Annotated in this window: 12 protein-coding genes and 1 pseudogene; 7 read left to right on the top strand and 6 right to left on the bottom strand. The window is 57.1% G+C overall.

Translation table 11 applies throughout. The annotated features are described in order from the left end of the window. Positions 1-11 precede the first annotated feature (11 nt). Entirely contained in the window at positions 12-350 is a 339-nt protein-coding gene (locus tag BN903_RS00855; protein WP_048075909.1) for a hypothetical protein, read from the top strand. Between the two features lie 92 nt (positions 351-442). Here BN903_RS00855 and BN903_RS00850 read toward each other — a convergent pair whose 3' ends face one another. Continuing rightward, positions 443-883 (bottom strand): hypothetical protein, encoded by a 441-nt coding sequence (locus BN903_RS00850; RefSeq protein ID WP_154017958.1) that lies wholly within the window; start codon positions 881-883, stop codon positions 443-445. Between the two features lie 148 nt (positions 884-1,031). On the opposite strand from BN903_RS00850, the gene BN903_RS00845 reads away from it, so the two are divergent. Continuing rightward, positions 1,032-1,886 (top strand): hypothetical protein, encoded by an 855-nt coding sequence (locus BN903_RS00845; RefSeq protein WP_048075907.1) that lies wholly within the window; start codon positions 1,032-1,034, stop codon positions 1,884-1,886. A gap of 26 nt (positions 1,887-1,912) precedes the next feature. On the opposite strand, the gene BN903_RS00840 is transcribed toward BN903_RS00845, so the two are convergent. From BN903_RS00840 to BN903_RS18525, 3 genes and pseudogenes are all read right to left on the bottom strand, one after another. After that, positions 1,913-2,680 (bottom strand): hypothetical protein, encoded by a 768-nt coding sequence (locus BN903_RS00840; RefSeq protein ID WP_228840982.1) that lies wholly within the window; start codon positions 2,678-2,680, stop codon positions 1,913-1,915. A gap of 87 nt (positions 2,681-2,767) precedes the next feature. Continuing rightward, the gene (locus BN903_RS18530) at positions 2,768-3,001 is read right to left on the bottom strand and encodes a hypothetical protein (RefSeq protein WP_369317827.1); all 234 of its coding nucleotides are present in this window, start codon (positions 2,999-3,001) and stop codon (positions 2,768-2,770) included. Between the two features lie 167 nt (positions 3,002-3,168). Beyond that, positions 3,169-3,312: pseudogene (locus BN903_RS18525) on the bottom strand (TATA-box-binding protein); the annotation flags it as partial. Between the two features lie 112 nt (positions 3,313-3,424). Between BN903_RS18525 and BN903_RS00830 the strand changes: the two are divergent. The 5 genes from BN903_RS00830 (at position 3,425) to BN903_RS00810 (ending at position 6,799) form a co-directional block, all read left to right on the top strand. Further along, entirely contained in the window at positions 3,425-3,970 is a 546-nt protein-coding gene (locus tag BN903_RS00830; RefSeq protein ID WP_048075905.1) for a hypothetical protein, read from the top strand. 37 nt (positions 3,971-4,007) lie between these two features. Beyond that, the gene (locus tag BN903_RS00825; RefSeq protein WP_048075904.1) at positions 4,008-4,442 is read left to right on the top strand and encodes a hypothetical protein; all 435 of its coding nucleotides are present in this window, start codon (positions 4,008-4,010) and stop codon (positions 4,440-4,442) included. Positions 4,443-4,451: 9 nt separating this feature from the next. Further along, positions 4,452-5,243 (top strand): hypothetical protein, encoded by a 792-nt coding sequence (locus BN903_RS00820; RefSeq protein WP_048075903.1) that lies wholly within the window; start codon positions 4,452-4,454, stop codon positions 5,241-5,243. Between the two features lie 68 nt (positions 5,244-5,311). Then, a complete protein-coding gene (locus BN903_RS00815; RefSeq protein ID WP_048075902.1) occupies positions 5,312-5,704 on the top strand; it encodes a hypothetical protein in 393 nt (130 codons plus the stop codon). A gap of 87 nt (positions 5,705-5,791) precedes the next feature. Then, complete coding sequence (locus tag BN903_RS00810) at positions 5,792-6,799, top strand: A24 family peptidase (RefSeq protein ID WP_048075901.1); 1,008 nt, start codon at positions 5,792-5,794, stop codon at positions 6,797-6,799. A gap of 2 nt (positions 6,800-6,801) precedes the next feature. Here the strand turns inward: BN903_RS00810 and BN903_RS00805 are convergent, their stop codons facing one another. Beyond that, positions 6,802-7,212 (bottom strand): hypothetical protein, encoded by a 411-nt coding sequence (locus tag BN903_RS00805; RefSeq protein ID WP_048075900.1) that lies wholly within the window; start codon positions 7,210-7,212, stop codon positions 6,802-6,804. Positions 7,213-7,347: 135 nt separating this feature from the next. Further along, positions 7,348-12,930, bottom strand: coding sequence for a CARDB domain-containing protein (locus BN903_RS00800; protein WP_048075899.1), 5,583 nt, complete (start codon positions 12,928-12,930; stop codon positions 7,348-7,350). Positions 12,931-13,034: the final 104 nt, after the last annotated feature.

The following is a 13,034-nucleotide window of genomic DNA, read 5'->3' as shown; positions in this document are numbered from 1 at the left end:
TCGGAGAGCGGTTGGGTGTCGAAGACCTGGAAAAAGTATCGTACCACATCGGCGTGTACGAAGTCGTCGGGACCGGGATGGGCATGTCCCTTCCAACTGTGCTGTCCCACCTATCCGGCCTGATCGAGATACACGAGGACGGGAATATCCCCACCCACGGCGGCGATGAGGAGTTCCTCAAGGCCATCACCCTCAACGAGCGATTCGATCACGACTGCTACTTCGCGCTCCAAACGTTGTACGGAAACATGATCTACGACCAGATCAAGAAGGACCGAGACGCTCAGACAGCCGAATCAGGATCTGAGTGGGACTGGGGAATTGCTGAATCGCCGTCTCAAGAACCGTAACCCCCAGACATCACACACCGGACTCCGTTTCAACGCAAGCACACGCGATAGATCCGGCAGGGCGTATGAAGTGGAACTCACAGAGGTGGGGGTTACGGAAGAACCGTTTCCCGGCCGCTGATGTAATCCCCGAGAAGAACCCCCTTCTCTAGAGGGATGTCATGCCACAGTTTTCGTCGCGTCGGAGATGTACATTCCATGTTCGGGTAGCCGTCACAGAGGACCGTATCTGAGTCAAAGACGTACGAGTTCCCCAGTCGCGGCTTCTCACCGAAGAATACGATCACCGGGCAGTCGTTGTCCGACGCTCGACTGGCGACTTTTTTCGGGAACGAGGCACACCCCTGATACGGCATATCCTTGGTGATGCCGTAGACGTACTCCTCGCCCGTGTGGAGTTTGAGCGCGAACACCCCGATGTCGTCGCGGTGAGTCCGTGCGATCGTCCAGCCCCAGTTTACGGCAGCATCCCGTAAGAGGCTCATCCTGCTTGGTCCGCGGCTGTCGCCACCGGACGATGACCGCTGCGCCATATAAGAACGCTCACAGTCAGTTGTCTTATGTCTTCCCCCAGATCCACCGATGCACACCGATTTGAAACAGACTTACCGCGTTTCAACACCCGTCGTGAGAGAGACCGAGAGGAGTTTTTAGAACCCGATTGGAGGTGGAGGTTTAGAGATGGATCCCAACAACGACAGCGCAAACTGTGAAGCACAATTCCTTGAGGAGAGCATACTGGAGGCTGGCTTCGGGAGTTACATCCAGAGCGAGTACGAACTCCCGTACTTCGTTGATGTCGACTACCCCGAGTCTGCCCCCGACACCCCCCGTGAATACCTAATCGGCCTCGCGAAGAGAGTCTTGAACGCGGGTGGGAACCGGACGGGATTCACTCACCACACGGAGATCAGGCGGTCTCTCCACGGGTGGGCACCGGAGTACAACGAAGACGTCGACGACGATCCCGGATACTGGGGCGAATGCGCGTTCGGGCTCTCGTCTCACGAGATCAACTTCGGCCGACTCGAAGGCGACGGCGAGACGAAAGAGCAGAAGGCACGCACCGTCCTCGCGCGGGCTCGGGACAACATCGACGCCGAGGTCCTCGTCGAGATCGAGGAGAACTACGTCAGCGACACCCGCTCCATGTGGGACGAAGCAGCTGCGCTCGCCGATGGGGAGCTACAGATACGGAAGTTCCAGAACAGTCCCCCGGACAACGTCGGCGGATGGCACAGATTCGACACGAGCGACGAGCGTGTCAAGTTGGCCTACCGAGCGAACAATCACGATGTCCCCGTAGTCATCGGCGTCTACGAGGACGGCGAGGACCTGGACGTCCACGAGTGGACGATCGAAAACTGGGAAGCCAACAACGGCGACCCGCTCGAAACGCCGAAGAACCGATTCCCGGCGTCGACGCGAACGAACGACGGGCCGTACGCCCGCCTTCGGAACCACCTTCAGACCTACGACGCTGACCCGCTTCCAGTCGATACCGAGACGGACACGAACAGCTCGGCCCCAGCGTAACCAGACCCGCCCTACCACCAACCGACTCAAGCAGGACGGAAGTTGTCTATCCAGCCGGTGTAGTTGTCTACGGAGTTCGCGAACACAGGGAAGTCTGCCGAAGTTCCGTTGTACTGGAATCCGAACGGACCGTACTGCTCTCCGTCGATGAAGACGGAGTAGCGATTCTGAGAATACTCGACGACAAACCGCAACGTGACCCAGCGGTCGAAGATGGCCGGTTCCAGATTCACATTATTCCCGCCCCCGTCACCATCACCGTCATAAGCCGCAATCCAAGAGCCGTTGTTTACAGCATTCACACTGAATCCCCGCTGAATCCCATTGTGCGAAGTTGCGTCGTACACCTGGTTGAGATTGGTGAAACTGAACGAGTCAGCAGATCCGCTGTTGTTCTTGTTTCCGTGGACGTAGTAGTCAAACTCGAAAGCATGGTCGCCCGTCGGCGAGTACGCCGCCGTCGAGATGTGACTGTGTGATGGCGAGCCCGTATTCGGATCCCGGTTCTTCAGCGATCGCGACCCATCAGCTGCCCGCCCGTCATCGACACCGGCACCACCGTTAGAGCCGTGAATCGCATTCGTCCACCCATCCGGAATTGACCCCACAGAGGCCGTTTCGAAACTCGTCGCGAACTGATCGCCAATCTCTCCGGATAGGTTCGTCACCACCGGGACCAATCCACCATCGACGATATCTACGTTTGACGCACTCCCCGCTTCCCAGTCCCCGCCGCTCCACGAAGAATCGTCTCGAGTACGCCTGTCACTTGTGAATAGAGGCGTGTCATCCATCTTCTTACCGGAGAGACAGAGGTGGAGAGCATAATGCTTCCGGGCGGTTGAAAGACGAGACTGACGACGACGATCGCAAAACCAGACCTACGCTAAGAGCCCGAGGGAATCCAGTTTACCGTGCGCCGCTTCGAGCGCCTTCGGCGGAGTCGACACATCCGTCGCCCCAGTAATGACCACTTTGCCCGAACTGAACAGGAGGATCACGACATCGGGCTCCGAGAGGCGGTACACGAGGCCAGGGAACTGTTCAGGTTCGTATTCAACAGCTTCCAATCCCAATCCAATCGCTGCGGCGCTCAGATTGATGGGCGAACCCATGTCAGCACAAGAGACCACATTCACGACAGCCACGTCAGGGTCGTCAACATCGATTCCGAGGTCGCGAAACTCATCGAACAGACTCTCGAGCGATTCCTGAGCAGCGTCGACGTTCTTTGCCCCAGTACAGATGATCTTCCCCGAGCGGAAGATAAGAGATGCCGCCTTCGGTGCTGAGTCCGATACACGACGCCGGGGAACTCAGAGGTATCGTATTCAACACCGAGTAGGTCCTGCGAGACAGCGTTGAGATCAAGTTCCTGTCCAACCGTCGTCGACGCCACGACGTTCTCCGTTGAGATCGTCTCCATCAATTGCGTGTCCATCGATATCGAAAGATAAGATGGTGACCCTATATAAAGTTCACCGGGGGAACACGTCAAACACGGAAACAGATATGTAGGTGGCCGGTGGACAGGGTGTATGCGACGACGAGAGCTGCTCTCAACCTCGGTTATAGTCATCGGTGGGTTATCGGGCTGTCTCAACAGGATCCCCCTCATCGGGATGAACCCAGAGGAGGTGGTGACGGAATTCTACGAGTCACAATTCGCCCTCGACGTGGAGACCGCCAATTCCCACATCCACCGTGGAAGCCGGATTGAATCGATCACCATGCGAGACGCCGAGCGGATGCAGATTCACGAGTACAGCCTCATCAGCGTCACAGAGAGCGACACGGACCCACAGCCTGAAGATCACTTCTTGAACGAGACTGAGGTCGATACAGAACTAGAAATCCTCTATGAGGAGCTTGACCAGTTGGACGGGGCTGGCGAGGCCCTCGAAGAAGAAATCAACCACTACGAAGACGGCACGAACCCGCAAGTCGCGACGGTCTCAGATATGGCCGAAGTGGAAGCAGTTATCGACTACAACGAGAACGGTCGCCGGCACCGCCCGACAAGACCCGTCCAGTTGCTGAAGGATGGAAACGGCTGGAAGATCTGGACGATCAGCTCCGAGTAGTGGTGTTTTTGAATCCCACGAGGAGTGAGGGATTAGAGTGATCCAGAAAGAAATCGGCTGGAATACGAGAGCGATGGCGATGCGTGGTCCGCGAGACGGCATCGAGCCGTCGACCGCGTCGTGTGTCCTCCGCGAGTTCGCAGAGTGCCCCGAGTGCGGTAGGGGAATCGACCCTGACGTCACGGACGGCCTCTACGAGGACCGCGACGTGATCTGGACGAACAACCGGGGGCGAAAGTCCGCCGCGCACACCTGTGAGAACTGCGGGACAGAACTCCGGATGTTCGTCGAGGAGAAAGCCTTCGGGCGAATCGGACCCAGCCAACTTCCAGAGAACGCAGAGGACTGGGAGGAGGTGATCTTCATCCCAATCGAAGACTCGGCCAACTACCTCGTGGTGAACACCAACCAGTTCTGGGTGACGCCCGAGCGGCCCCAGCCAGACTCGTCAAAAGAACAGACTACCGCGTAACACTCAGATATGTCTTCAGAATCATCAGTGGCTGTTCAGCCGCAGGCTTTCCAGCACCAACCGCACGACGGTGACTGCGCCTGCCCGATCCACCGGAATCGCCAGCAAGACCCCTTCACCGCCCCGCTGGGGTTACCCTTCTCGACCCACGTACACGTTGAGTCGGTCCCGCAGCAGTGGGCCGTCGATATCTACGATGAACACCACGGTTATATGGGCGGGAGCGACCTCCATAACGCCAATTTCACCCACCACGGGTTATTTTATCAGAACAATTTGACCGGCGCGATTACGTGGAGATACCCGCCGTTCTCGCTCAAAAAGCTCCACTTCGATACGGACGGTGAGTTGATGCCACAGCCGTACACGGAGTCGGACTTCGAAAAGCTCCCACCGGAGATGGAGTACCAAGCCCGCGACCTCTTTGAAGACATCTCTCAAGACGACGTCGGCGAGTCCGTCGTCCTCGAAGGGGACAAGTTTGCAGAGGCGAATCGGATCTGTATCGGAGTCAAGATGGCTAATCTAGCCAGCTGCTCGCTCGCGGCCAGCCAGGAGACGTTCGTCGACTCCGAAGCATGTCCAGACTCGGTTGACTACCTGATAACGTTCGTCCGGGCAGACTTCGAGGGCTCGATGATCAAGGCGCTCCGAACGAAGGGATGGCAGTGTCTCGGCTGGTCAATTCCGAAGCAGGCGTCCAACCGCGACTACAAAGCGATCCGTGACCGATACAAGTGGGTCTTCGCCTGTCCCGTCGAGACCGTTCGAGAACAGGCGATGCTGAGCGACTGGCGCTGAATTGCGTCTTGTCAATCGTTACAACGATCACTCCGAGTAGATTGACAAGAGACACCTCACCAATCACAATGACGACCAAATCACTCCCAGAATGGAAGCAGAGCATCGGACAAATGGCCATCGCGACCGCGATCGAGACAGACGGGATCAAAGACACCAGCAACGTCGAGTGGGATACTGACGAGCTCACAGTCGATACTGTGCTGCCGGTCAACGACCTGGCCGGCGGGGAGGCCGGCTTTGAAGTGGAAGCGTCGACGACCGCTACAGAGTCCAAGCAGATCACAAAGGCCCGGAAGAACCCGCCCGGAAAGGCACACCCAGCGGAGTACCGGAACCACGACGTCGAGGTCCACGTCCAGATTCAGTTCTTCCCCAGCCGGAACGATAACCTCGGGGGTGCCGAGGGGATGGTCCAGACCGAAGGAGGCGTCCCAGCGCCGCCCGGTTGTGGGTACTGATCAGACAACACTCCCGAGAACGCGGAGAAGACCCCACTCTGACCAGTAGAATCATACCACCGGTCGGACTACGAGTAGTAGTACGACATGATAGATGCCGATCCCGACCTACTTCGCCTCTTGGCGATCGCCCCGCTAGCGTGGGCCGCATGGAGCGACCACCACACCAGACGTGTCGACCGCCGGGTCTGGGCGGTCCTCATCTTTATCGGAGCTATCGCCGCGGTCTGGCAGGTCGACCAAATCGCCCCCATCCACACCGTCGACGAGTACCGGATCCTCACGCAGCTCATCATCGTCCCACCCGCGACGGGATTCTTCGCATTGGCCCTCTCTCGCACAGGAGCATTCGGGGGAGCCGACGTGAAGGCGCTGTTCGCGCTCGGACTTGTGTTCCCGACGCCCATTGAGTACGCCCTGCCAGCACTCTCTATACTGTTACCCGCCCACCGTGGCCAGATCGCGGTTATCACAATTGGATTCAATGCAATGTTGTTCGGCGCAATTCTGTACCTCCCCAAGATGTGGATACAGAACTACAGGCGTGGAGAGCGGACCCTCAACCTGCTGATCACCAAAAAGATCCCCGTCCACAAGATACCAGAAACGGCCGGACAGATGCGGTGGACTGACGAAACAGGAGAACCGTACACACTCGATCTCGACGCACTCCGAATGTACCTCCGATGGAAGAACGTCACTGTAGAGGACATCCTCCAGCACTCGGACGATCACCGAACCGCCACCGAAATTGAAGCCGTCTACGAAATCGACGAGGGCGTGGTTTACTCGAAAATCCCTTCAAGTCACCCACTCGCATCAGAGGATTTCGATAGCCACGAGAACCCCGTCATCGCCGACACGAACGTCCCCATCGAGAAGGACGACATGTGGGGGGCAGAAACGTTTCTGGACTCGATCACCCACACAGCATATGGGACATCACCAGACAACCTCCGGGGCAGCCTCGAGCACATACTGACCGCTCAGTCGGTGCGGATCCAGCCAGTCGTTCCACTGGTTGTTCCGTTGTTTCTCGGGGTTGTAGCCGCAGTCACCATCGGAAACACCGTCACGCTCTTAACACCTCTGTAAGTTCAGAATCCGAACTTCACGGCTGCTTGGACAATCGCGAGGGAGAGGACACCAACGGCGTACATCCCCATTTCGACGCGCCTGAACCCAGACCGGTCGATGTACCGAGTGTAAAGAGCCTCCCAGAAACCAGCACTGAACGGCAGGTCACCCACCGTGTCGTGATCCCCATCCTCCCCGGGATCGTCCTCGCTTGCCCGCGATCGCACATCTGTCTGGAGATAATCGCCACGCAACACCGAGAACCCAACCGCGAAGATCACAAGTAGCAACCCTATCGCATGAAGCGAACTTAGGTACTGACCACCCCGGAGCGAGTACGCGATCGACAGAAGACTCCCAACGGTGATCAGCACGTAGAAGTACACCGCATACGTCACAGTGCCTTTTCGGAGGGCTGACTGGCCTAGCATACCTTACCCAAGCAGTACCCGAGTAAAACCGTTTCCCCCTACAATTTTTAATCTGCCATTCATAGTTTAGACCACTGAGCAGAACACATTAGCTGTTTCGGGAGGTGAGCGTCCAAATCTAGCAGATCTGGCCCCCTAATCCTCGCTCACGTAGAACGTATCAGAGTCCTCAGACCCTTCCGGAGCGAATATCGTCGAAATATCGACGCTGCCCGTGAACGTCCCTGCCGTCCCAAGCTCCGCGCCCGGAGCACAACTCATCTCCGTCCGCCAGCACTCCTTTGCGATCAGCTGGACGAACTCGATGCTCGTCGACTCATCAGGGGCAAGACTCTCTACGGGGAACTCTTCGCGAACAACGCGATCCATATCGTGATTGTAGATGAGCAGCTCACCAGTCGTCGCCTCTGCCTGCGTCTCACCCACGTTCGAGACATCGATCTGAATCGTAGTCTCCTGACCCATTTGGACATCGTCGATCGTCAGGTCGGCCCGGAGGTCAGGAGAGATAACGCTGATCTCATCCTGATCTTCAGTTCCCAGCGGGAACTTCGGGTAGTTCACATCGACGTGTGCCGTCGCACTCCCGCTCGTATTGAGAGTCACTGTAAACTCCTCACTCTGTGATTCACGCTTCTCAAGCGAGCCCACATCCATCACATCCGTATACACTGTCTCACCGTCAGCATTGGTGACCCACACATCAGCAGTGGTCGGCGCAGCGCCGTCGTTACCGACGTTCTGAACCGTCACTTCGAATTTGGTCTCGCTCTCAACAACGGTGTAGCCCTCATCGAATTGGACTTCGCCATTCAGGTGGCCGTGAATGATATCGATAGTTTCCGTGTTATCGGTAGTTCCCTCAGGGAATTCAGGGTCTTGAACCTGAATCCGGCCGAAGTACGAACCGGGGCGGACAAACACATGATCAACAGACACCTCATGGGAGTCGCCTGAAGCAATTGGGGGGACATCAACCGTTCGCGTCCCGACGATGTTCCCGAACGAGCCCAAGATATCCACGCTCGCCGTCGTCGAGCGGCTCTGACCCGGCCCGACGTTTTCGATCTCCACATTCAACGTTGCTGTGTTGTCCTCGATGGTAGTGCTTTCAGCTTCGATGTGAGCGTGGAGGTTCGGCCAAGTAATGTGGAACTCCGTCTCAGCAACCGACCCATCCGGGCGGTCGGTATCCTCGACATCGATACTCGCTCGGTGGGTTCCCGCCTCCCCGGTCGTGAACTCAAGTGTCTCGCTGTAGGAGCGACCAGCAGACAGCGCAGGAACATCAAGGTCAACACTCCGGATGACCGATCCATCCGGTGATTCAATAACGACCTCGACAGGCGCTGCGTCACTCCGACCAGTCCCTTCATTCACGACTGTGACCTGAACGTCCCCCTCGTTGACCCGAGTGACGTCGTCAGCCGTAACACTCGCAGTGAGGTTTGAATACAGGACCTCGAACGACCTAACAGACTGGATTTGGTCATCGCTCCCCTCATGCTCGCCAACCATCTCTACCACATAGACACCAACAGTATCCAGTTGGGTGTCGAACACCTGCTGAGAGTCGCTCTCGCCCTCCTCAAGGACGCCGACCGTGTATTGCTCATCAGCAACCACGTCACCGTCAGGATCGCGCAGGACGGCAGTCACGTTCGTCTCTGGGCTCGCGTCGGTACCAACGTTATCCACCACGATGTCGATATCAGCAGAATCGCCTTCATGGATATCGCGGGCGTTCACCTGACCGCGCAGTTCAGACCGAACCACTTCAACGTACGCGCCCTCCCGAGGCTTGTTCTCTCCGCCCGTGTCCACGTCAACAATCACGTCGTGAACACCAGCATCAACGAGCGTCGACTCAAACTGGAGCGTCTCCTCGCCGCCAGACTGGATCGGGCCAACAGTGGCCGAGTCTGTAGAGACAGTCGAACCGTCGGGAGCGATGAACTCAGCCGTGACATCATACGTCCCGGATTCAACAGCACCCGGATTCGAAACGGTTGCGTCGACCACACCCAGCTCACCGGGCGGGATTTGGCTTTCAGCCGCCGTAACTTCGAGTGGTAAGGAGACATCTATCTCTGCCGAGTCGGAGATCGTCCCAGACTCCGTAGTATCAACGCGGACGATAACGTCGTTCGTACCGATATCATCAAGAACAGACTCAAACGAGAGGGTCGCGTTCTCCCCGACCTCGATGCTCTCTACCATGTCCTGTTCAACAGCAACCGTCGAGACGCGGGGGTTCACGAACTCAACTTCAATATCGTACGGATCGCTGCGGTGGTTCCCATTATTGTAGACCGTCGCTTCCACCCCACCAGTTGCCCCCGGCGGGAGTTCACTATCGTTCGCACTCAGTTGGACGGAGAGATCTGACTGATACACCCGGATCTCCTCGGTGCGATCGACAGTATTCCCCGAGTAGAGGTCGTCATCGACATCGATCTTGACCTTGTAGACACCAGCACCGGGGAAGTTCACAGGCACGTCCCGTTCTTGATGTTCGCCGGCTTCAAGACTCTGAACAGAGATGCGCGACGTGTCAACGATATCGCCATCAGCCGTGTCGTACACCACAATGTCCGCAGTTGTGCGGTCACTCGCCTCAGAGCCCACGTTGATTACTTTGGCGCGGACATCCGTTCCAAGTCCGTAGACCTCTGTTTCAGTCGCCGTGATGTTCCCTTTCAGGTTCGGCGACATGCTGCTGAACGTCTCAGTGTCGGTATCGCCGTCTTGTTCGTCGATTTTAACGGTTACAGTGTGTAGACCGTCGGTATCAAGCTCTACGGTGCGACTCCGCGTTTGTGAGCGACCAGGATTCAGCTCACCGAACGAGAGCTCTCGACTGAAGACGATCGTATCACCCTCATCAGTAACTACCGAATCAACATCAACAGACTCGCTCCGCCCAGTCCCTTCGATCGAGACAGTCACGTCGATTCGGGCTTCGTTCGAGCCAGACAGAGGTGTCGCGTCCACGTCGACGACAAGGTCGACGTACCGCACCTCGAACCGGTCCGAGTCCGTCGCCCGTCCCGTGTCAGCAGTTGGTGCGACATCGATGTCGACGTCGTAGAACCCTTCCTCATCAAGCACAACCCCGAACGGTTGTTCGGTGTATCGCTCGCCGGCCTCGATCGGCGGCAGTTCCAACTGCGTTTCAGCAACCACGTCACCGGACTCGTTTCGGAGCGTCACATCCGCTGTTGTCGCGAGCGACACGTCGGACCCGATGTTGGAGATGTCCACGTCGATATCCGTCGTATCACCCACATCGATCCGAGAGCCATCCACATTTGTCGCCAGGTTCGGCCCGATACCGATAATCTGGTCAGAGTCCTGAGCGCCGTACGGGAAATCTTCGTCGTGAACGTCAAGTGAAACAGTGTGAACACCGCCATATTCAATCGTTGACGTGAGCGTCGTTTCGAACGTCTCCCCCTCTTCAAGTTCAGGGACATCGACCACCCACTCATCAACGACCTCGCCTTGTGAATTCCGAAGGTCGACATCAGCCGTCGTCCCACCACTCATGTTGAGATTACCAGCGTTTTCAACAACCACGTCGAACTCCGTCTCAGTGTCCACCCGCGAGTCATCGTCGACGTTGACCAGTTCACCACGAAGATCGGGTGCGATAATATCGAAGTCTACCTCGTCGGTAGACCCCTCGGGGAACAGGGTATCGTGGACATCTATCTGGGCAGTGTAGCTCCCCGGAACCCGAAACACATGCTCAAAGTCCGTTCGTGTGACTTCCTGCGGATCCAATTCGGGGACCGTCGGAGACCATGACCGGATTGTGTTCCCCTCTGAATTGAGTATCCGCACGTCAGAGGGCGTTTCAAGGCTGTAAGCCGTCCCGTTGTTGAACACCTCAGTCCGAAGGTCGGTTTGATTGGCGCGCTCGACGTCGTCAGCATCAATCGAACTCTCAAGGTTCGCGTACAGAACATTGACCGTTCGAGTAGACCGCCCCGGCACGGTCGTCCGTTGGGACATCTCCCCATTCGGATCGACCTCAGTAACGATCACCACTTCTCCAACAGCCCGAGCATCGATCAGCCCGTCGAACGAGACCTGTTCGTGGCTGAATTCACCGCCGGTCAGCGGATCCTGCCGCCACGTCTGAGATGCTTCCGTGTGTTCACCCAAGAACCCAGTTCCATTAGCGTAGACACCAACGTCGAACGCCTCTCCCGTGGGCACATGGCCGACGTTGTACACGCTGTAATCGATATCGATACCCTCGCGAAGGATCACCTCCTCGGGGGCATCCATTTCTAACGCGATAACGGGCAGAGCAACCGTCTGAAAGCCAGTACAGATCCGGTCAAGCTCCCCACCATCAGAGCTGATCTGGATGGTTGTATCGCCTTGGACCTCTTCAGTGAACGACGCACGGTATGTCGTCGTTTCATCCAAGACAAGCTCATCCCCGTCGTACATCTGGATATGGAACTCATCCTCGCCGTACGACTCCTGTGCGGGTGTAATCGAAACCATCCGATCAGCATGGTTTGCCGCCGAGACGCTCCGCTCAAGCGTCCCATCGAGTCTAAGTGACCACTCGTCGGGCTGTACCTGAGCACGACCGCTCGACGCCGACCACGCACCCATCTCGCCATCCTCGAAGTCTTGGCACTGCGACGTGAATCCGGGCGGGCCTTCACCGAGATCGACGCCGCTAGCAACACCAGTGGCCAGCCACGCCCCACCAGCAAGGATAGTCGGCGCTAACAGAATCACGATGACGATGATGACGCCCCCGCGGAACGACTGTTGTCCAAGATTGGTCTGGAAGTAATTCGACCTGCCCAAGAACACAAACAGGATCGCACCAAACACGATTGCGAGAACCCCGACGAAGAGAAGCGTTTCAACGTGTAGTGAGAGAACATTCTGTAAGGTCACCTCAAGTGGGTCGCTCTCGGCCGCTAACTGCTCCAAGAACGGGTGTTGAGAGCCCCCGAACAGCGAATCATACGGGAGTGATATCTGCGAGGAGACACGGGTGAACGACTCGTTCGGAGTGTACCAGCCAGTTGCGATCCAGCTGATAGCGTACAGAACCGGGAGGATGGAAAACGACACGAGCATCCCAAACGAAATGCGGTAGACGCGATCGCGACGGACCAGTGGGTCCACTTCGGACGGCCATTTCATCACGAGGAAAATCACCGACGCGAACACAAGGATCGAAATCAGGACGAACGTGACCGTCACTTGGTACGTGTAGAAGATGCTCACGAAAATGTCGGCCAGCATCCCGAGACCACCCGAAGCAGGCTCAGGTCCGATAAGACGCTCTTCCCACGAGGTCCCGAACACACCGCTCGATGGAAGATCGGCCGCCCGTCCATCATGCGACTCCGTCCCCGTGAGGAACCACATCGAGAGGTACAGGATGGGAAGGATGACGGAGATGGCAAAGAGACCGGTAGAGGAACGCCGAATCCGCCTGATCATCATCTCTGACCCGTAACTGCTGGGCCACAGACCGGCGTAGTAACTGACAACGAAGAAGAGCAAGATCGGGATGAAGATACTCGTCGTCGTGATAAGATACACTCGGAAGAAACCGATGAGGATGTCAACGAAGGCGTCAAGGCTCACCGCAGCGGCCTCCGTCAGGTCGCCGCCAAGCTGGAAACCGCCTTGCGGATCGTCGACTACCCCCGTCGCGTTGCCGTCACTACTCATAGGGCTTGTAGCAGGATACTCCAAGGGGTGCCATTACTCTTCCCCTCAGTCCCCCCGTGAAATACGGTTAGTCCGTTCCAAGTCACCGCAGTAGAACCCACAGT

It is taken from the genome of Halorubrum sp. AJ67, assembly GCF_000513435.1.
The sequence above is the reverse complement of the archived record's forward strand: the minus strand, read 5'-3'. Positions and strand labels throughout refer to the sequence as shown.